This window comes from Microbacterium sp. SL62, from assembly GCF_026672635.1.
Lineage (GTDB): Bacteria > Actinomycetota > Actinomycetes > Actinomycetales > Microbacteriaceae > Microbacterium > Microbacterium testaceum_A.
Genome location: NZ_JAPPRM010000001.1, coordinates 2,007,818 through 2,028,291, shown reverse-complemented (window position 1 = coordinate 2,028,291; position 20,474 = coordinate 2,007,818). Strand labels below are relative to the sequence as shown.

At 70.1% G+C, this 20,474-nt stretch carries 17 protein-coding genes; 16 read left to right on the top strand and 1 reads right to left on the bottom strand.

Annotated elements, in window-relative coordinates; all coding sequences use genetic code 11:
* Positions 1-3: 3 nt before the first annotated feature.
* From OVA26_RS09635 to OVA26_RS09620, 4 genes are all read left to right on the top strand, one after another.
* Positions 4-462 carry a type II 3-dehydroquinate dehydratase gene (locus OVA26_RS09635; RefSeq protein WP_268103965.1) on the top strand — a complete coding sequence of 153 codons (459 nt, stop codon included), beginning with the start codon at positions 4-6 and terminating at the stop codon, positions 460-462.
* A gap of 72 nt (positions 463-534) precedes the next feature.
* The gene (gene efp / locus OVA26_RS09630) at positions 535-1,095 is read left to right on the top strand and encodes an elongation factor P (RefSeq protein ID WP_056231743.1); all 561 of its coding nucleotides are present in this window, start codon (positions 535-537) and stop codon (positions 1,093-1,095) included.
* A gap of 2 nt (positions 1,096-1,097) precedes the next feature.
* A complete protein-coding gene (gene nusB, locus OVA26_RS09625) occupies positions 1,098-1,508 on the top strand; it encodes a transcription antitermination factor NusB (protein ID WP_056231746.1) in 411 nt (136 codons plus the stop codon).
* Positions 1,509-1,787: 279 nt separating this feature from the next.
* The gene (locus OVA26_RS09620) at positions 1,788-4,733 is read left to right on the top strand and encodes a DEAD/DEAH box helicase (RefSeq protein ID WP_268103964.1); all 2,946 of its coding nucleotides are present in this window, start codon (positions 1,788-1,790) and stop codon (positions 4,731-4,733) included.
* An 82-nt stretch (positions 4,734-4,815) separates the two neighbouring features.
* On the opposite strand, the gene OVA26_RS09615 is transcribed toward OVA26_RS09620, so the two are convergent.
* Positions 4,816-5,211: a tautomerase family protein gene (locus OVA26_RS09615; RefSeq protein WP_268103963.1), complete on the bottom strand. Its 396-nt coding sequence runs from the start codon at positions 5,209-5,211 to the stop codon at positions 4,816-4,818.
* Between the two features lie 154 nt (positions 5,212-5,365).
* Between OVA26_RS09615 and OVA26_RS09610 the strand changes: the two genes are divergently transcribed.
* The 12 genes from OVA26_RS09610 to OVA26_RS09555 all read left to right on the top strand — a co-directional run bounded on the left by OVA26_RS09610 (position 5,366) and on the right by OVA26_RS09555 (position 20,438).
* The gene (locus OVA26_RS09610) at positions 5,366-6,949 is read left to right on the top strand and encodes a Rieske 2Fe-2S domain-containing protein (RefSeq protein ID WP_056231758.1); all 1,584 of its coding nucleotides are present in this window, start codon (positions 5,366-5,368) and stop codon (positions 6,947-6,949) included.
* A gap of 249 nt (positions 6,950-7,198) precedes the next feature.
* Positions 7,199-7,729, top strand: coding sequence for a bifunctional pyr operon transcriptional regulator/uracil phosphoribosyltransferase PyrR (gene pyrR, locus OVA26_RS09605; RefSeq protein ID WP_268103962.1), 531 nt, complete (start codon positions 7,199-7,201; stop codon positions 7,727-7,729).
* A complete protein-coding gene (locus tag OVA26_RS09600) occupies positions 7,726-8,694 on the top strand; it encodes an aspartate carbamoyltransferase catalytic subunit (RefSeq protein WP_056231763.1) in 969 nt (322 codons plus the stop codon). The genes pyrR and OVA26_RS09600 overlap by 4 nt, the downstream gene beginning before the upstream one ends.
* Positions 8,691-10,013, top strand: coding sequence for a dihydroorotase (locus OVA26_RS09595; RefSeq protein ID WP_268103961.1), 1,323 nt, complete (start codon positions 8,691-8,693; stop codon positions 10,011-10,013). The genes OVA26_RS09600 and OVA26_RS09595 overlap by 4 nt, the downstream gene beginning before the upstream one ends.
* Positions 10,010-10,510, top strand: a complete 501-nt coding sequence (locus OVA26_RS09590) for a PH-like domain-containing protein (protein ID WP_056231769.1) — start codon at positions 10,010-10,012, stop codon at positions 10,508-10,510. The genes OVA26_RS09595 and OVA26_RS09590 overlap by 4 nt, the downstream gene beginning before the upstream one ends.
* Complete coding sequence (carA, locus tag OVA26_RS09585; protein WP_056231771.1) at positions 10,507-11,679, top strand: glutamine-hydrolyzing carbamoyl-phosphate synthase small subunit; 1,173 nt, start codon at positions 10,507-10,509, stop codon at positions 11,677-11,679. Before OVA26_RS09590 ends, carA begins: the two co-directional genes overlap by 4 nt.
* A complete protein-coding gene (gene carB / locus OVA26_RS09580; RefSeq protein WP_268103960.1) occupies positions 11,672-14,959 on the top strand; it encodes a carbamoyl-phosphate synthase large subunit in 3,288 nt (1,095 codons plus the stop codon). Before carA ends, carB begins: the two co-directional genes overlap by 8 nt.
* Positions 14,956-15,816, top strand: coding sequence for an orotidine-5'-phosphate decarboxylase (pyrF, locus tag OVA26_RS09575; RefSeq protein WP_268103959.1), 861 nt, complete (start codon positions 14,956-14,958; stop codon positions 15,814-15,816). The genes carB and pyrF overlap by 4 nt, the downstream gene beginning before the upstream one ends.
* Entirely contained in the window at positions 15,809-16,714 is a 906-nt protein-coding gene (gene gmk / locus OVA26_RS09570) for a guanylate kinase (RefSeq protein ID WP_268103958.1), read from the top strand. The genes pyrF and gmk overlap by 8 nt, the downstream gene beginning before the upstream one ends.
* 115 nt (positions 16,715-16,829) lie before the next feature.
* Positions 16,830-17,084, top strand: a complete 255-nt coding sequence (gene rpoZ / locus OVA26_RS09565; RefSeq protein WP_055837405.1) for a DNA-directed RNA polymerase subunit omega — start codon at positions 16,830-16,832, stop codon at positions 17,082-17,084.
* Between the two features lie 116 nt (positions 17,085-17,200).
* A complete protein-coding gene (gene metK / locus OVA26_RS09560; protein WP_056231786.1) occupies positions 17,201-18,394 on the top strand; it encodes a methionine adenosyltransferase in 1,194 nt (397 codons plus the stop codon).
* 61 nt (positions 18,395-18,455) lie between these two features.
* A complete protein-coding gene (locus OVA26_RS09555; RefSeq protein WP_268103957.1) occupies positions 18,456-20,438 on the top strand; it encodes a primosomal protein N' in 1,983 nt (660 codons plus the stop codon).
* Positions 20,439-20,474: the final 36 nt, after the last annotated feature.

Here is a 20,474-nt window from a genome sequence, read left to right as displayed (position 1 = left end):
AGCATGACCACGCCCCGCCGCCTGCTGCTCGTCAACGGTCCGAACCTCAACCTGCTCGGCACCCGGCAGCCCGAGATCTACGGTCGCGACACCCTCGCCGACGTCGAGCGCGTGACGAGCGAGGCAGCGGCTCGTCGCGGCCTCGAGGTGCGCGCCGTCCAGAGCAACCACGAGGGCGTGCTCATCGACGAGATCCACGCCGCGCGGCTCGACTGCGCCGGGATCGTCATCAACGCCGGAGGGCTGACGCACACCTCCGTGTCGTTGCGCGACGCCCTGGCATCCGTCGACCTTCCCGTTGCCGAAGTGCACATCTCGAACATCCTCGAGCGCGAGAGCTTCCGACACTTCTCGTACATCCACGACGTCGCCGCGGTGCACGTCATCGGCGAGGGAGTGCCCGGCTACGCGCGCGCCGTCGACCTCCTCGTCGAGGTGATCTCGGGTCTCGCAGACGGCTGACGGCGGGGATCGCGTAGACTCTGACGTCGGGCTCTCGCCCACTTCGACTCACGAAACGGAATATCGGCACTCATGGCATCCACCGCAGACATCAAGAACGGCGTCGTCCTGAACATCGACGGTCAGCTCTGGAGCGTCGTGGAGTTCCAGCACGTCAAGCCCGGAAAGGGCGGCGCGTTCGTCCGCACGAAGCTGAAGAACGTCATGAGCGGCAAGGTCGTCGACAAGACCTTCAACGCCGGCGCCAAGATCGAGACCGAGAACGTCGATCGCCGCGACTTCACCTACCTGTACAACGACGGCGACGGCTTCGTGTTCATGGACGTCGCCGACTACGACCAGATCACGGTCGGCGCGGCCACCGTCGGCGACGCCGCGAACTTCCTGCTCGAGAACCAGCAGGTGCAGATCGCCCTCAACAACGGCAACCCCCTCTACGTCGAGATGCCGCCGTCCGTCATCCTCGAGGTGACGTACACCGAGCCCGGCCTGCAGGGCGACCGTTCGTCGGCCGGCACCAAGCCCGCCACCGTCGAGACCGGCTACGAGATGCAGGTTCCCCTGTTCCTCGAGACCGGCACGAAGATCAAGGTCGACACTCGCACCGGCGAGTACCTCGGCCGCATCAGCTGACCTTGAGCGCCCGTACCAAAGCGCGCAAGCGCGCCCTCGACATCCTCTTCCAGGCGGACGTCCGCGGCGAAGAACTCGCGATCATGCTCGCCACCGAAGCCAAGCGCGCCGCCTCCGAACCCGCCCGCGAGGCCTCGTGGCTCTACGCCCGCGACATCGTCGACGGAGTGATCGACAACCGCGACGCGATCGACGAGCAGATCACCACGTTCGCGAAAGACTGGTCGTTGCAGCGCATGCCCGCCGTCGACCGCGCCCTGCTGCGCATGGGCACGTGGGAGATCCTCTACAACGACGAGGTCCCCACCGCCGTCGCGATCGACGAAGCGGTGGAGCTCGCGAAGGAGTTCTCGACCGACGACTCCGGCTCGTTCGTGCACGGCGTGCTGGCGCGGATCGCGCGCTCGTCCTGAGCCCTATCGACGTGTCTCGACGCGGCCCCGACCCTCGGTCGGCGGTCGCGTCGCGTCGTTTCCCGAGCGGGGCGGATGCCGCACGCGTGCGGATCGGCGGACTGGCGGTGGGTCGCAGAGTTCGGCTCCGTCGCGATTCTTCGCCTGTGGACGCTGTCGGCGCCGAAGACAGCGAAAAACTCGCGTTCACGCGCGTCAGACCGTTTCTGCGTGTGGCGGGGGCCGCTGCGCGCCGCGCGGGCGGGCGTCGATGTCGGAGGTCCGCGGAAGGATCGCGGCGTGACGTCGTGGCGTGAGCTGATCCCCGCGAGCGGCGCCGAGCCGCACGCGGCGCTCGCGCTGGGCATCGAGCTGCGCCAGCGCGAGGCGTACGACCCCGCACGGTGGGAAGCCCGCGCGGTCGTTCCCGTGACGCCACGTCTGCTCGCACAGCGGCAGGACGACCTGCAGCTCGCTGCCCGTCCGCTCGTTCGCGGGGCGCGCGACGCCTGGATCCGGGCGGATGCCACGTGGGAGACCGTACGACGATCGGCGGGGCGGTTCGACCCGGCGCACGTGCAGTGGTTCGCCGAACTGTTCGCCCTCGCCCAAGCGTTCCGGACCACGGGACCCTTCGCCCCGGCCGGCGACACGGTGGCCCTCGACGCCGTGACCTCGCCCCTGCTGTGGCCGCACCTGGACGCGGCGGCGGAGCTCGGCATCCCGATCGTGTCGATGAACCCCCAGCAGAGCGTGCGTCTCGCGGGCGAAGCGACCGCACGGGTCGCGCTCGACGCCGTGGGTGGGGGAGCGTTGCGCATCTCGGCCGACCTCACGCTCGAAGGCGACACCGTCGACGCGACGCGAGCGCGCGCGATCGGCGAGTCGGGACTGTTCGTGTTCGAACTCGACCGCGACCCCGTGCCGATCGTTCTCGCGCCCGTGGCGTTGCCCGCACCCCTCCCGACGCTCCTCGGCACCGCGGGCGTCGATGTGCCGCGCACGGAGGCCGACGAGTTCGTCGCCGAGGTGTACCCGCGACTCGCACGGCGCGCGCCGCTGTCGGTCGGAGCAGGGGTCCCGGCCCCGCCGGCCGATCGCCCGACGCTCGAGGTCGCGGTGGCCTACGCCGATGACGACGTCGCCTATCGACTCGAGTGGGTGTACCCGGGTGCTCGTCGCGTCGCGTACGACGCGGCCGACGACGCCGAGCGCGACCTCCGCGCCGAGGCGCAGATCGGCGAGCGGTTCGAGACGGCGTGGATGGCGGCATCCGACCTCCCCGTGGCGCCCCGCGCGAACCTGCACGACGCGGATGCCGCCGTGTTCGCGACCCGGGTGCTCCCCGCGCTCGACGTGCTCGACGAGGTTCGGGTGCGCACGACCGGCACGGCGCCGACGTTCCGCGAGCTGAGGGGTGACCCGTCGCTGCGGATCACGGCGGTCGAGTCGCTCGATCGCGACTGGTTCGACCTCGGCATCGTCGTGACGATCGAGGGGCGCACGATTCCGTTCGGCACGTTGTTCTCGGCGCTCTCGCGCGGGCGCACGCGCATCAAGCTCTCGGACGGCGCATGGTTCTCGCTCGCGCATCCGGCCCTGCAGCGGCTTCGCGACCTGCTTGAAGAGGCGGCGGCGCTCGACGAGTGGGAAACCGGTCCGCGGCTTCCGCGCACGCACCTCGCCCTGTGGGCGGAGTTCGAAGACCTCGCCGACCAGTCCGAGGCAGCCGTCGAGTGGCGCGGCCTGGCGCGCGCGTTGCGGGCAGTCGCCGAGGTGCCCGAGGTGCCGACCCCATCCGGGTTCCGCGCCGAGTTGCGCCCGTACCAGCGCGAGGGTCTGTCGTGGCTCGCGCTGCTGCACCGGCACCGGCTCGGCGGGATCCTCGCCGACGACATGGGTCTCGGCAAGACCCTGCAATTTCTGGCCCTGATCGCCCATGCGAAGGCCGCGGGGGAGCGGCGCCCCTGGCTCGTCGTCGCGCCCACCTCGGTCCTGCCGACGTGGCGAGACGAGGTGGCGCGCTTCGCACCCGACCTGCGGGTCGCGATGGTCGGGGCGACGGCCGTTCGCCGACAGTCCGCGATCACCGACATCGCGGGGGGCGTCGACATCGTGGTGGCCCCCTACGGGGTCGTGCGGGCGGATGCCGCGGAGTTCGCCGAACCGCACTGGGCGGGCGTCGTGCTCGATGAGGCGCAGTTCGTGAAGAACCCCGCGACGCGTATCCATCGCGCGATCGCGGCGTTGCAGACCGACGCGGTGTTCGCGGCGACCGGGACGCCGATCGAGAACGGTCTCGACGACCTGTGGGCGCTGCTCTCACTCACCGCTCCGGGGCTGTTCCCCTCGATCCGGCAGTTCCGCGAGGACTACACCCGGGCGATCGAGCAACTGCCGTCCGATGCCCCCACCGCGCTGTCGGCGGCCGCGGCGAGCGCGCACCGCGAGAAGACGCTCGATCGTCTGCGCCGTCGGGTGCGGCCGTTCCTGCTGCGTCGCACGAAGGACGTCGTGGCATCCGATCTGCCTCCCAAGCAGGAGCAGGAGATCGCGGTTCCCCTCGGTCCCGCGCACCAGGAGCTGTACGACCGTGTGCTGCAGCGTGAGCGGCAGAAGGTGCTCGGGTTGCTCGACGATCTCGATCGGCAGCGCTTCATCGTCTTCCGCTCGCTGACCCTGCTGCGCATGCTGGCCCTGGCCCCGGGTCTCGTCGACGACCGCGACGCGCATCTGGGCTCGGCGAAGCTCGACGTGCTGCTCGACCGTCTCGTGGAGGTGGCGGCCGAGGGGCACCGTGCGCTGGTGTTCAGTCAGTTCACGTCGTTCCTCGATCTGGCTGCGGAGCGACTGGATGCCGCGGGTCTCGCGTATGCGCACCTCGACGGGTCAACGGCTCGCCGAGGCGAGGTGGTCGACGGGTTCCGCAAGGGGGATGCTCCCGTGTTCCTCATCAGCCTCAAAGCCGGCGGTTTCGGTCTGACCCTCACCGAGGCCGAGTACGTGTTCCTGCTCGATCCGTGGTGGAATCCCGCCGCCGAGAATCAGGCGATCGATCGCGTGCACCGCATCGGTCAGACCAAGAGCGTGTTCGTGTACCGCCTCATCGCCGCGGGAACGGTCGAAGAGAAGGTGCGAGCGCTGCAGCACCGCAAGGCGGCTCTGTTCGACGCGGTGATCGATGATGACGACGCGTTCGCCGCAGCCCTCGACGCGGACGACATCCGGGGCTTGCTCGGGCCGTGACCGGGGTGCCGGCGTCCGATCATGGCGCGCTCCGCGGTCGGGCGAGGTGTCGCGGGATGCGCGGGAAGCGGCATCCGGGATCTCAGCCGAGCTCGCCCGTCAGGAACTGCGCGGTGCCGTGACCGAACGACCAGTCGGCGTCGCCGTTCTCGGTGATGCTCACGACGAGGTCCTCCCCGCCGATGTCGAGGCGGTCCTTCAGGTTGCGAGCGAGAGCGCGGTACAGGGTGACCTTCGCGTCCTCGGTGCGCGCTTTCGACGCGAGTCGCACGATGACCAGGCGCTCGCTCCGCGTGATCCCGAGGCCGGTATCGAGGGCGACGAGCTCGAACGGTTCGTGCTGGGTGAGGATCTGGTAGCGGTCCGCGTCCGGGACGTCGAACGCTTCGACGACGGCATCCTGCACGACATCCATGAGGGTGCGGAGTTGCGTCTCGTCGTACTGTCCGCGGATGGTGTCGATCATGACCAGGGGCATCGTGAATCCTTTCGTCGGTTCGTCGGGCACGGTACTCCGCGACGGTATGGAGGCGGGCGGCTTGACGACGACATCTCGACACCCCTGCACTCCCCGGGCTCTCGCAGTCGCCCCCGCGTAGACTCGTGTGGTTCGCCAACGACACAGGAGCGACATGAAGATCACCGGCCTCGGCCACGCGGGAATGTTCATCGAGACGCGCGGCGGCAGCATCATCTGCGACCCCGTCATCGGTCCGAGCTTCTTCGGCTCGTGGTTCCCGTTCCCCGACAACCGCGCCCTGGACTGGGAGCGCTTCGGCGCGGCGGACTTCCTGTACATCTCGCACCGCCACCGCGATCACTTCGATCCGGCGATGCTCGAGCGGTACGTGTCGAAGGACATCAAGGTGCTGCTCCCCGAGTACCCCACCGATGACCTCGAGCAGGACCTCATCGCGCTCGGCTACACCAATCTCGTTCGCACCGAAGCGGGCGTTCCCCTGCAGTTCGGCGAGCTGAAGCTCATGGTGACGCCGCTGCGCGCGCCCTCCGACGGACCGATCGGCGACTCGTCGCTCTCGCTCGACGACGGGACCGCCTCGATCCTGAACCAGAACGACTCGCACCCGCTCGATCTCGAGAAGCTGTTCGACTTCGGCAAGCCCGACGCGTACTTCACCCAGGTGTCGGGTGCGATCTGGTGGCCGATGGTCTACGACCTGCCGCAGGACGCGAAGCAGAACTTCGCCAAGCTCAAGCGCGACGCGCAGAACAAGCGCGCGATGTACTACATCGACAAGGTCGACGCCGAGCACGTGTTCCCGATGGCGGGTCCGCCGATGTTCCTGCGCGAGGAGCTGTTCCGTTACAACGGCACCGGCATGGACGACGACTCGATCTTCACCGACCAGCGCGAGTTCCTCGCCCATATGAAGGAGCAGCGTCCCGACCAGAAGGGGTACCTGTTCCTTCCGGGCACCGAGGTCGAGGTGCAGGGGTCGGATGTCACGGTCACCCAGACCCTGTACACGGATGCCGAGATCGAACGCGTCTTCGGCGACAAGTGGAACTACCTGGCCGAGCAGCGCGACAGCCGCCAGGCCGAGGTCCAGGCCGAAGAGGCGACGCGTGCCGAAGTCATCCCGCCGGCCGAGATGCTCGCTGCTCTGAAGGAGTGGTGGGAGCCGCTGCTGCGTCGCGCCCGCACGATCCGCAACGGCGTGGGCGGCATGGTGCGGTTCCGCATCGGAGAGCTCGACATGGTCGTGGATTTTCCGAAGGCGAAGCTGCGCGAGTACGCCGGCGAGGAGTGCATCTACTGGTACACGATCCCCGCCGATCTCGTGTCGACGAACATCCGCGATCACGAGATCGACTGGTCGAACTCGATCTTCCTGTCGATGCAGTTCGAGGTGGGTCGTTCGGGCAAGTTCAACGAGTTCCTGACGACGTTCCTGAAGTGCCTGTCGCGCGACCGCATCGAGTACGTCGAGAACTGGTACGCCGAGCAGTCTGACCAGACCGAGGATGCCGAGATCGACGGCTGGACCGTTCAGCGTCGGTGCCCGCACCTCCGTGCCGACCTGACGAAGACCGGAAAGATCGAGGACGGCGTGCTGACCTGTTCGCTGCACGACTGGAAGTGGGACCTCGCCTCGGGCCGGTGCCTGACGACGACCGGTCACCCGATCCGCTCGTCCCGCGTGCGCACCACCCCGAGCGGAGAGCGCGCCGCCGCCGAGGTCGCTGCGGGCTGACACCACGGACGTGAGTTCTCGCGACCTCTGGCGGCGGCGGCCCTCACGCGCACGAGAGCACCCGAACCGCGCGAGGCGACATGCGGCGTGCAGGCCGGGACGTACGACCTCGACACGCACGTGTGCTGTCGGGCTCGGCGGCACCGCACCGTCCGCGCGCCACGCGAAGGCCCGCTCCGGCAGCTAGACTGGAAGTCGAACCACAGCAACCTTTAACCCCGTCCCGTGAGGCGGAGAAGGGAGCGGCGGATGAATACGCGCACCGTCATGCACGATGCCGATATCGCCCGCGCTTTGACGCGCATCTCGCACGAGATCCTGGAGTCCAACAAGGGACCGGAAGGACTCGTCCTCCTCGGCATCCCGACCCGCGGCGCCACGCTCGCGAACAGGATCGGCCCCCTCGTCAGCGACTTCGGCGGCGCAGCCGTGCCGGTCGGCTCGCTCGACGTGACGATGTACCGCGACGATCTGCACCGCAATCCCACGCGGGCACCGCGCCGCACCGAGATCCCCGCCGGCGGCATCGACGGCAAGGTCGTCGTGCTCATCGACGACGTGCTGTTCTCGGGTCGCAGCATCCGCGCCGCCCTCGACGCGCTGCAGGACATCGGTCGCCCCGCCGCCGTGCGCCTGGCGACGCTGATCGACCGCGGCCACCGCGAGCTGCCGATCCGCCCCGACTTTGTGGGCAAGAACCTGCCGAGCGCCCGCGACGAGCGCGTCAACGTGCGCCTCGCCGAGATCGACGGCATCGAGGAGGTGACGATCGAGTCATGAGGCACCTTCTCGACACCCAGCACCTCTCGCGCGCCGACGCGCTCGAGATCCTCGACGTCGCCGAAGACATGGCCGACACGCAGCGCCGCGAGGTCAAGAAGCTCCCCACGCTGCGGGGCAAGACCGTGGTCAACCTTTTCTTCGAGGACTCCACCCGCACGCGCATCTCTTTCGAGGCCGCCGCCAAGCGCCTCTCCGCCGATGTCATCAACTTCTCGGCGAAGGGCTCGAGCGTCAGCAAGGGCGAGTCTCTGCAGGACACGGCGCAGACGCTCCAGGCGATGGGGGCGGATGCCGTGGTCATCCGCCACGGCGCGTCCGGCGCCCCGCGGACCCTGGCGACCTCCGGCTGGATCAGCGCCGGCGTGGTGAATGCGGGCGACGGCACCCACGAGCACCCGACGCAGGCCCTGCTCGACGCCTTCACGATCCGCAAGCGCCTGTTCGGCGACGACAGCCGCGGCCGCGACCTCGACGGCATCCGGGTCACGATCGTCGGTGACGTGCTGCACTCGCGCGTCGCGCGCTCGAACGTGTGGCTGCTGCACACCCTCGGCGCGCATGTGACGCTGGTGGCTCCGCCGACGCTGGTGCCGCAGGACGTCAGCCGTTGGCCCGTCGAGATCGACTTCGACCTCGACCACGCGATCGCGGCCGGTCCTGACGCGCTGATGATGCTGCGCATCCAGCTCGAGCGGATGTCCGCGGCGTATTTCCCGACTGAACGGGAATATTCCCGCCGCTACGGCCTGGACGCGCGGCGTTTGCAGGCTCTGCCGGACGGTAGCATTGTCCTGCACCCCGGCCCCATGAACCGGGGTCTGGAGATCTCCGCCGAAGCCGCCGATTCGCCTCGCTCGACGGTGCTCGAGCAGGTCACGAACGGTGTCTCCGTGCGGATGGCCGTTCTGTACCTGCTCCTGGCGGGTGAACGGCCCCACACCGAGAAAGAGGACCTCCGATGAGCCACGCCCCCGCTCAGACCCTTCTGGTGCGCGGCGCGCGCATCGAGGGCCGGGATGCCACGGACCTCCTCGTCCGCGACGGGATCATCGCCGAAACCGGCTCCGGTCTCTCGCACGCGGGTGCGACGGTCGTGGACGCCGAGGGTCTCGTCGCCCTGCCGGGCCTCGTCGACCTGCACGTGCACCTGCGCGAGCCCGGGTATGAGGCATCCGAGACGATCCTCACCGGTTCGCGGGCCGCCGCCGCCGGTGGATTCACCACCGTCTTCGCCATGCCGAACACCTCTCCGGTCGCCGACACGGCGGGCGTGGTCGAGCAAGAGCTCGCCCTGGGCGAGGCCGCCGGCTACGTGCACGTGCAGCCGATCGGCGCCGTGACCGTGGGGCAGAAGGGCGAGCGCCTCGCCGAACTCGGCGCCATGGCCGACTCCCGCGCCCGCGTCCGCGTGTTCAGCGACGACGGCTTCTGCGTCTTCGACCCGCTGATCATGCGGCGAGCGTTGGAGTACGTGAAGGCGTTCGACGGCGTCATCGCGCAGCACGCGCAGGACCCGCGCCTCACCGAGGGCGCGCAGATGAACGAGGGCGCCGTCTCGGCCGAATTGGGCCTCACCGGCTGGCCGGCCGTCGCCGAGGAGTCGATCATCGCGCGCGACGTGCTGCTGGCCGAGCACGTCGGCTCGCGCCTGCACGTGTGCCACCTGAGCACCGCGGGCTCGGTCGACATCATCCGCTGGGCCAAGAAGCGCGGCGTCAACGTCACCGCCGAGGTCACCCCGCACCACCTCCTGCTGACCGATGAACTCGTGCGCGACTACGACGCACGGTTCAAGGTCAACCCGCCGCTGCGCCGCGAAGAAGACGTGATGGCCGTGCGCGAGGGTCTGGCCGACGGCACGATCGACATCGTCGCCACCGACCACGCCCCGCACCCCACGGAGGCGAAGGCCTGCGAGTGGGCGGCCGCGGCGAACGGCATGGTGGGCCTCGAGAGCGCGCTGCGCGTCGTGCACCACGCCATGGTCGAGACCGGCCTGCTCGACTGGGCCGACGTCGCCCGCGTGATGTCGGCGAACCCCGCCCGCATCGGACGCCTCGACGGACACGGCACCCCCGTGGCCGCGGGGCAGCCGGCGACCTTCACGCTCTACGACCCGCGCCCCTCCCGCATGTTCGGCCTCGACGACCTGCGCGGTCGCAGCACCAACTCGCCCTACCTCGGCCGCAAGCTGCCCGGCGAGGTGCGCTGGACCGTGCGCGCCGGCGTCCCGACCGTCGTCGACGGTGCCGTGCTCGACGCTCCCGGGGTGCTCGCATGAGCCGCGAGGGCGCCCTCGTCGTGATGATCGGCGTGGCCCTCGTGCTGCTGGCCGTGCTCGCGTGGGCCTGGGTGCGACGAACGCGGCGCGATGCGCGCTACACGGCTCCGGTGGGGGAGCTGCCCGCAGACGCCGTCGAAACGGCGGTGTTCTCGGGGCTCTACGTCGCCACGACCCGACACGACGAGCCGCTCGAACGTCTCGCCATCAAGGGTCTCGGCTTCCGCTCCCGCGTCGACGTCACGGTCACCTCGGCCGGCGTCGCCCTCGACCTGCAGGGCCAGCCCCGCATCGCGCTCACCCGCGACCGCCTCGTCGACGCAGCTCAAGCCACGGTCGCCATCGACCGCGTGGTCGAGCGCGACGGCCTGACGCGCGTCAGCTGGCGCATCGACGACGACACGATCGTCGACACCTACCTCCGTCCTCAGGAGGCCTCGGCCAAAGCACTGGCCGACGCCATCCGCCCCCTCACCTCGACAGGAAGCGACGCATGACCGCCCTGATCCCTTCCTCGCGCCTCTCGCGCGACCCGGCCGTCCTCGTGCTCGAAGACGGCACCCGCTACACCGGCCGCGCCTACGGCGCTCGCGGCGAGACCCTCGGCGAGGTCGTCTTCGCCACCGGCATGACCGGTTACCAGGAGACGATCACCGACCCCTCGTACGCGGGCCAGATCGTCCTGCAGACCGCGCCCCACATCGGCAACACCGGCGTGAACGACGAAGACCCCGAGTCGCGTCGCATCTGGGTCGCCGGCTACGTCGTGCGCGACCCCTCGCGCATGGTGTCGAACTGGCGCGCGAACCGCTCGCTCGACGACGCGCTCGTCGAAGACGGCATCGTCGGCATCTCCGGCATCGACACCCGGGCCGTCACCCGCCGCATCCGCTCCGAGGGCAGCATGCGCGGCGGCGTCTTCTCGGGCGAGGCCGCGAACCTCGACGCCGACGAGCAGCTGCGCCGCGTGCGCGAGGCCCCGGGCATGGCGGGTCGCAACCTCTCCGCCGAGGTGTCGGTCAGCGAGGTCGAGGTGACCCCCGCGACCGCGGAGCGTATCGGCAACCTCGCCGTGCTCGACCTGGGCGTGAAGCAGTCCACGATCGACAACCTCGCCGCGCGCGGTTTCGACGTGCACGTGTTCCCGCAGTCCGCGACGATCGACGAGATCCGCGCGATCGAGCCGGTCGCGGCGTTCTACTCGAACGGCCCCGGCGACCCCGCGGCATCCGATCAGCACGTCGAACTGCTGCGCGCCGTGCTCGGCGACGGGCTGCCCTTCTTCGGCATCTGCTTCGGCAACCAGCTGCTGGGTCGCGCCCTCGGCTTCGGCACCTACAAGCTGCCCTTCGGTCACCGCGGCATCAACCAGCCCGTGCTCGACAAGACCACCGGTCGCGTCGAGATCACCTCGCAGAACCACGGCTTCGCGGTCGAGGCGCCCCTCGATCAGATCGTCGACAGCCCCGCCGGCTTCGGCCGCGTCGAGGTCAGCCACATCGGCCTGAACGACAACGTGGTCGAGGGCCTGCGCGCCCTCGACATTCCGGCGTTCAGCGTGCAGTACCACCCCGAGGCCGCCGCCGGCCCGCACGACGCCAACTACCTGTTCGACCGCTTCCGCGACATGGTGATCGCGACCCAGGAGACCAAGACCAATGCCTAAGCGCGACGACATCCACTCCGTCCTCGTCATCGGCTCCGGCCCGATCGTCATCGGTCAGGCCTGCGAGTTCGACTACTCCGGCACCCAGGCGTGCCGCGTGCTGCGCGAAGAGGGCGTGCGCGTCATCCTCGTCAACTCCAACCCGGCGACGATCATGACCGACCCCGACTTCGCCGACGCGACCTACATCGAGCCGATCACCCCCGAGGTCATCGAGTCGATCATCGCCAAAGAGAAGCCGGATGCCGTTCTCCCCACCCTCGGCGGACAGACCGCTCTGAACGCGGCGATCCAGCTGCACAAGCGCGGCATCCTCGAGAAGTACGACGTCGAGCTCATCGGCGCCGACTTCGACGCGATCAACCGCGGCGAGGATCGCCAGATCTTCAAGGAGCTCGTGCTCGAGGCGGGCGCCGACGTCGCGGCATCCGTCATCTGCCACTCGATGGACGAGCTGCTCGCCGGCGCCGAGAAGCTCGGCTACCCGCTGGTCGTGCGCCCGTCGTTCACCATGGGCGGCCTCGGCTCGGGCTTCGCGTACGACGAGGCCGACCTGCGCCGCATCGGCGGCGCGGGCCTGCACGACTCGCCCACCAACGAGGTGCTGCTCGAGGAGTCGATCCTCGGGTGGAAGGAGTACGAGCTCGAGCTCATGCGCGACACCGCCGACAACACGGTGGTCGTCTGCTCGATCGAGAACGTCGACCCGGTCGGCGTGCACACCGGCGACTCGATCACGGTGGCGCCCGCGCTGACCCTGACCGACCGCGAGTACCAGAAGCTGCGCGACATCGGCATCGACATCATCCGCGCGGTGGGCGTCGACACGGGTGGCTGCAACATCCAGTTCGCCGTCGACCCGAAGACGGGCCGCATCATCGTCATCGAGATGAACCCGCGCGTCTCGCGCTCGTCGGCGCTGGCGTCGAAGGCCACCGGCTTCCCGATCGCCAAGATCGCCGCGAAGCTCGCGATCGGCTACCGCCTCGACGAGATCCCGAACGACATCACCAAGGTGACCCCGGCGAGCTTCGAGCCCACGCTCGACTACGTCGTGGTCAAGGTGCCGCGCTTCAACTTCGAGAAGTTCCCGGCCGCCGACACCACGCTGACCACCACCATGAAGTCGGTCGGTGAGGCGATGGCGATCGGCCGCAACTACACCACGGCCCTGCAGAAGGCGCTGCGCTCGCTCGAGAAGCGCGGGTCGAGCTTCCACTGGGGCGAGGAGTCGCGTTCGGTCGACGAACTGCTCGAGATCGCGATGACTCCGACCGACGGCCGCATCGTCGTGCTGCAGCAGGCGCTGCGCAAGGGCGCGACGCCCGAGCAGGCGTTCGACGCCACGGCGATCGACCCCTGGTTCATCGACCAGATGGTGCTCATCAACGAGGTCGCGGAGTTCATCGGCGCAGCCGAGAGCCTGGATGCCGACACCCTCCGCGTCGCGAAGGAGCACGGTTTCAGCGACGCCCAGATCGCGCAGATCCGCGGGCTCGACGAGACCGAGGTGCGCGAGAGCCGCTACGCGCTCGACGTGCGCCCGGTCTACAAGACGGTCGACACCTGCGCGGGGGAGTTCCCGGCCCTCACGCCGTACCACTACTCCTCGTACGACGCCGAGACCGAGGTCACGCCCTCCGACCGCACGAAGGTCGTCATCATCGGCTCGGGCCCCAACCGCATCGGTCAGGGCGTCGAGTTCGACTACTCGTGCGTGCACGCCTCGTTCGCCCTGTCGGACGCCGGTTACGAGACCGTCATGGTCAACTGCAACCCCGAGACCGTGTCGACCGACTATGACACCTCCGACCGCCTGTACTTCGAGCCGCTGACGCTCGAGGACGTGCTCGAGGTGCTGCACGCCGAGAGCCAGTCGGGCACCATCCTGGGTGTCGTCTGCCAGCTCGGCGGGCAGACGCCGCTGGGCCTGGCCAAGGGGATCGAGGCCGCGGGCTACACGATTCTCGGCACCAGCCCCGAGGCGATCGACCTCGCTGAGGAGCGCGAGCTGTTCTCGCGCCTGCTCGACGACGCCGGTCTCGTGGCGCCCCGTAACGGCACCGCGATCGACGTCGAGGGCGCCGTGACCGTGGCCGAGGAGATCGGCTACCCCGTGCTGGTGCGTCCGAGCTTCGTGCTCGGCGGGCGCGGCATGGAGATCGTCTACTCGACCGAGGCGCTGCGCGATTACTTCGTGCGCGTCGCCGACCAGGCGATCATCGGACCCGGCCTCCCGCTGCTCGTCGACCGCTTCCTCGACGACGCGATCGAGCTCGACGTCGATGCGCTGTTCGACGGCACCGACCTGTACATCGGCGGCGTCATGGAGCACCTCGAGGAAGCCGGCATCCACTCCGGTGACTCCTCGTGCACCCTCCCGCCCGTGTCGCTCGGTCGCACCGAGGTCGACCGCGTCCGCGAAGCGACCCTCGCCATCGCGAAGGGCGTGGGCGTGCGCGGCCTGCTGAACGTGCAGTTCGCGATCTCGGCGGGAGTCCTCTACGTCATCGAGGCGAACCCGCGCGCGAGCCGCACGGTGCCGTTCGTGTCGAAGGCGCTGGGCATCCCTCTCGCCAAGGCCGCCAGCCGCATCATGGCCGGAAACACGATCGCCGAGCTCATCGCCGAGGGCATGCTGCCCGAGCAGGACGGCTCGCGCGTGCCGCTCGACGCCCCCGTCGCCGTCAAGGAGGCCGTGCTGCCGTTCAAGCGGTTCCGCACCGCCGACGGGCACACGGTCGACTCGGTCCTCGGACCCGAGATGCGTTCGACCGGTGAGGTCATGGGCATCGACCGCGACTTCCCGACCGCGTTCGCGAAGTCGCAGGAGGCCGCGTACGGCGGCATGCCGACCTCGGGGACCGTGTTCATCTCGGTCGCCGACGCCGACAAGCGCGCCGTGATCCTGCCGGCCCACCGCCTGCAGGAGCTCGGCTTCTCGTTGCTCGCGACCGAGGGTACCGCCGAGATCCTGGCGCGCAACGGCATCCGGGTGAAGGTCGTCGAGAAGTACTCCGAGACGCAGGGGTCCGACCAGCAGAACGTGGTCGACCTGATCAACGCGGGGGAGATCGACATGATCGTCAACACCCCCTCGGGCGGCACGGCCCGTGCCGACGGCTACGAGATCCGCGCCGCGGCCGTGGCCGCCGACAAGGCCCTGTTCACCACGATGGCCGTTCTCGGCGCCGCGGTGAGCGCCCTGGGTGCGATGAAGAACGGCTTCGAGGTGCGCAGCCTGCAGGAGCACGCCTCGGATCGCGCGGGACGCCTGTGAGCGAGACGTTCGGTCAGCGGCTCTCCGCCGCCCTCGGCCTGCACGGCGCTCTGTGCGTCGGCATCGACCCCCACGCCGCACTGCTGTCGGCGTGGGGGCTGGATGCCACGGCCGAGGGCGCGCGGGAGTTCGGCCTGCGCACCGTCGAGGCCGCCCGCGGCCGGGTCGGCGTGGTCAAGCCGCAGGTCGCGTTCTACGAGCGCTACGGCTCCCGCGGATTCGCGGCGCTCGAAGACGTGATGGCCGCGGCCCGCGACGCGGGGCTGCTCGTGATCGCCGACGCCAAGCGCGGTGACATCGGCACGACCATGGAGGGCTACGCCCACGCCTGGCTCGCGCCCGGTTCTCCCCTCGAAGCGGATGCCGTGACCCTGTCGCCCTACCTCGGCGCCGACTCGCTGCGCGAGGCGCTGGCGCTGGCCGTGCACCAGGGCAAGGGCGCGTTCGTGCTGACCGCGACGAGCAACCCCGAAGCTCGGGCTCTGCAGAGCGCGATCGTCGACGACGCCCTCGCGGTGGGCGACCACGAGTTCGTCGCCGCGCGCGTGGCGCACGACGTCAATCAGGCCAACATCGGCGCCCCCGGGGCGCTGGGTCCGATCGGCGTCGTGGTCGGCGCGACCGTCGACCGCTCGGCATTCGGATTGAGCGACATGGCTCTGGCGGGCATGCCGATCCTCGCTCCCGGCTTCGGCGCGCAGGGGGCAGCGCCCGCCGACCTGCGCCGGTTGTTCGGGTATGTGGCATCCGCCGTCGTCGCGAACGAGAGCCGCAGCATCCTCGCGGTCGGACCCGACCGTCTCGCCGCCCGTATCGATGAGCGTGCCGCGCTCTACCGGGAGTCTTCGAATGGCTGAAACCCGCCGTCCGCCCGAGGTCGACCGCGCAGCCGCCTCGCGCCGCGCCGTCGAGGCCCGTCGCGAGCGCGCCGCGCTCAAGCGCGACGTGTCGACCCGTGTGATCTCGCCGCAGGAACTGCTGCGCCGCGGCCTCGCCGACCCGCTGTCGGCGGCCGGGGCGATGCGCGTGACCGAGTTCCTTACCGCGATCCCCGCGATCGGCGAGAGCAAGCGCGATCGCATCCTCGCCTCCCTGTCGATCTCTCCGGTGAAGCGCCTCGGCGGTCTCGGCACGCGGCAGCGCGACGCACTGCGGCAGTACCTCGAGTCGCGCTGGCCGGAGCCGGGCCCCCGAGAGGGTCGCAGTCGCCTCATCGTGCTCGCCGGCCCCACCGCCGTCGGCAAGGGGACGGTCGCCGCCCACATCAAAGCGAACTACCCCGAGATCCACCTCTCGGTGTCGGCGACCACCCGGTCGCCCCGCCCCGGCGAGGTCGAGGGGGAGCACTACTACTTCGTCGACGACGCCGAGTTCGACCGTCTGGTCGCGGCGGGGGAGTTGCTGGAGTGGGCCGTCGTGCACAACAAGAACCGCTACGGTACCCCGCGCGCTCCCATCGAGCGCGTGCTCGCCGAGGGCGGCACGGCACTGCTCGAGATCGACCTCCAGGGCGCGCGCCAGGTGCGCGCGGCCGACCCGTCGGCGACCCTGGTGTTCCTGCTTCCGCCGAGCTGGGACGAGCTCGTCCAGCGCTTGGTCGGACGGGGGACCGAGGATGCCGAGGAGCGCGCGCGACGCCTGCGCACGGCCCGCGTCGAACTCGCCGCGCAGAACGAGTTCGACTATCGCGTCGTGAACGACGAGGTGGCTCACGCGGCCGCCCAGGTCGTGGCGCTCGCCTCGGCGCAGCACTGATCCGACCCACCCGACGCCCCTCGGCACAGGCCGCGCCGGCGTCGGCTAGAATAAGAGGATGCTTCGGCGCTCGAGCGCCGCATCCACCCCATCCCGCCGAACCAGGAGGTTCCCCATGGCCGGACGTGACAAGGGCATCATCGACCCGCCCATCGACGCTCTGCTCGACAAGGTCGACTCGAAGTACCAGCTCGTGATCTACGCGTCCAAGCGCGCGCGCCAGATCAACGACTACTACTCCGACCTGCACGAGGGAAACCTCTTCGACAACGTGGGACCGCTGGTCGACTCCACCGTCGAAGACAAGCCCCTCACGATCGCGCTGCACGAGATCCACGAAGACAAGCTGCGCCTGCGCGCTGCGGAGTGATCCACAGCCGACGCATTTCGTGATCTGTTCACACATGTGACGATGCCCCGGGCGGCCCACCGCCGCCCGGGGCATACTTGTGCCCGTCCCCAGCCCTCAATCCTCCCGGAGTCGTCTTGACCGACCTGCGCCTGTTCACGTCCGAGTCCGTGACCGAAGGACATCCCGACAAGATCTGCGACCAGATCTCCGACAGCATCCTCGACGCGATCCTCACCGACGACCCCACCGGTCGCGTGGCCGTCGAGACGCTGGTCACCACCGGTCTCGTGCACGTCGCCGGCGAGGTCTCCACCCGCGCCTACGTCGAGATCCCCGCGATCGTGCGCGACGTGGTCAACCGCATCGGCTACACCTCGAGCGACACCGGGTTCGACGGCGAGTCGTGCGGGGTGAGCGTGTCGATCGGCGCGCAGTCGTCCGACATCGCCGCGGGCGTCAACAAGGCGTTCGAGCAGCGCGAGCGCGGCTCCGTCGATCCGCGCGACCTGCAGGGTGCGGGCGACCAGGGCATCATGTTCGGTTTCGCGACCAACGAGACCCCGCAGCTCATGCCCATGGCCGCCTGGACCGCTCACCGCATCGCCGAGCGCCTGGCATCCGTACGCAAAGACGGCTCGCTGCCATTCCTGCGTCCCGACGGCAAGACCCAGGTCACGCTCGGCTACGAGGGGCACGTCCCCCGCACGGTCGACTCCGTCGTGCTGTCGACGCAGCACCACCCCGACATCTCGCAGGAAGACCTGCGCGCCGAGGTGCAGGCCGCGGTCATCGACCCGGTGCTCGCCGAGACGGGGCTCGAACTGCCCGACGTGAAGTACTACATCAACCCGGCCGGTCCCTTCGTCATCGGCGGCCCCAAGGGCGACGCCGGCCTCACCGGTCGCAAGATCATCATCGACACCTACGGCGGCGCCTCGCGGCACGGCGGCGGCGCGTTCAGCGGCAAGGACCCGTCCAAGGTCGACCGCTCGGCCGCGTACGCCATGCGCTGGGTCGCGAAGAACGCCGTCGCCGCGGGTCTCGCCGACCGCCTCGAGGTGCAGATCGCGTACGCGATCGGCAAGGCCAATCCGGTCGGCCTGTACGTCGAGTCGTTCGGCACCGCGCACGTGGCCGACGACGTGATCGTGAAGGCGATCCGCGACGTGTTCGACCTGCGCCCGGCAGCGATCGTCGACCAGCTCGACCTGCTGCGCCCGATCTACGCGCAGACGGCGACCTACGGCCACTTCGGCCGAGAGCTGCCCGACTTCACCTGGGAACGCACCGACCGCGTCGACGATCTGCGTACCGCTGCCGGGCTCTGAGAGTGCGTGGGGGAGTGCGCCCCGGCACCACTGATGGCCACCGCACCCGGGGGAGGATCACGTGAGCGAGCGTCGTGTGGCGCGCGTGCAACTCGAGTCGCCCGTCCCGCAGCTTGATCGGCTGTTCGACTACGCCGTTCCGCATCCGCTCGTCGCCGACATCGCACCCGGCGTGCGGGTGAAGGTGCCGTTGCGTTCGGCCGGTCGCATGATGGACGCCTTCGTCATCGAGGTCGTGCCCGATGACGGCACCGAACGCCCGCTGTCGGCGGTCGAAGCGGTCGTCTCTCCCATGCCCGTGCTGCCCGAACGCCTCTACACCCTCGCGCGCCGCGTCGCCGATCGGGCCGCGGGGTCGGTGAGCGACGTGCTGCGCCTGGCGGTCCCCAAACGCATGGTGCGCGCCGAGAAGGCCTGGGCCGCAGCCCCCGCGCCCGTGGCGCACGAGGTCGTCCCGGCGGCGTCCGAACGGGCCGCCGCGCTGCTCGCCCCCTACGCGGGTCTCGCGGCCGCCCTTGACGCGGGGGAGCGGATCGCCCTCGACGCCCCTCCCCACCCGCATCCCGAACTCCCGCGCGGGGCATGGGCCGATCTCCTCGCCGCCGCCGCAGTGCACACCCTCGCCCGTGGGCGCAGCGCCGTCCTCGTGGTTCCCGACTACCGCGACCAGGCACAGCTCCTCGCCGCACTCGGCGAGCTCGTGAGCCCGGATGCCATCGTGCGCGACGACTCCGACCAGTCCGGTCCCGCGCGCTACGCCCAGTACCTGCGCACCCTCGCGCCGGTGCCCTGCATCGTCGTCGGACGCCGATCGGGTGTCTACGCTCCCGCACACGACACCGGTCTCGTCGCGATCTGGGACGACGGCGACACCCTGCTCGCCGAGCCCCTCGCGCCGGGCGTGCACGCGCGCGACGCCGCGCTCGTGCGCCAAGAGATCGAGGGCTCCGCCCTGCTCTTCGCGGGACACACGCGAACGACCGACGTGCAGCGCCTGGTCGACGTCGGGTACGTCCGCGACATTCCGCAGACGCGGCGGCCGAGCCCCCGTGTGGTCCTGAGCGCCACACGCGAGGGCGAGCAGCGGCAGTCGCGCGTGCCCTCGTCGGCGTTCGCCGCCGCGCGCGAGGCGTTGCGGAGCGGTCCCGTCCTGGTGCAGGTCGCCCGCCCGGGGTACGCCCCCTCGCTCGTGTGCGCCGACTGCCGTCGACCCGCGCGCTGCCCGCACTGCGCCGGTCCCCTTCGGGCGGCCCGCCCCGGCGCGACGCCCGTCTGCGCCTGGTGCGGTCGCAGCGCCCACGCCTGGGCCTGCGGTCACTGCTCGTCGACCAAATTGCGCATGGCGTCGTCGGGAAGCGAGCGCACGGCCGACGAGCTCGGTCGCGCCTTCCCGAACACGCGCGTGATCGTCGCCGACGGCGCCCATCCCGTCGCCGAGGTCGACGGCGTCCCCGCGCTCGTGATCGCCACCCGGGGCGCCGAACCCCTCGCCCGGGGCGGATACCGCGCCGTGATCCTGCTCGACGGCGACCGGATGCTGCAGAACGAGGCCCTCCGCATCGGCGAGCACTGCTTGCGCTGGTGGTCGCATGCCGCCGCCCTAGCGGCCCCGGGCGCCCCGGTTCACCTCGTGGGCGTCGCCGGTCCCGTCGCGCGTGCTCTGGCGACCTGGACCCAGCCGGCCTACGCCCGTGCCGAACTCGTCGATCGCGCGCCCCTCCGAATGCCCCCGGCGGTGCGCGTCGCCAGCGTCGACGGACACGCCCGGAGCGTCGATGTCCTACTGGAGTCGTTGCGGGACAGCGTCCCGGATCTCGACCCGATGGCGATCCTCGGCCCCGTCGACACGTCGACGGACCCCGACACGTCCACCTCGCGCGCCCTGGTGCGCTTCGACTACGCGCACGGTCGCGCCGTGGCCGAGGCCCTGCGCGCCGGGGTCATCGCCGACGCCCTGCGCGCGCGCAAATCGCGCAAGGATCGCGGCCCCAGGCCGCGCAGTACGCTCAGAGTCCGCCTCGACATCCCCGAGCCCGACCTGTGACCGGGTCACGCACCCGTCCGCTTCCCCGAGTCTGAG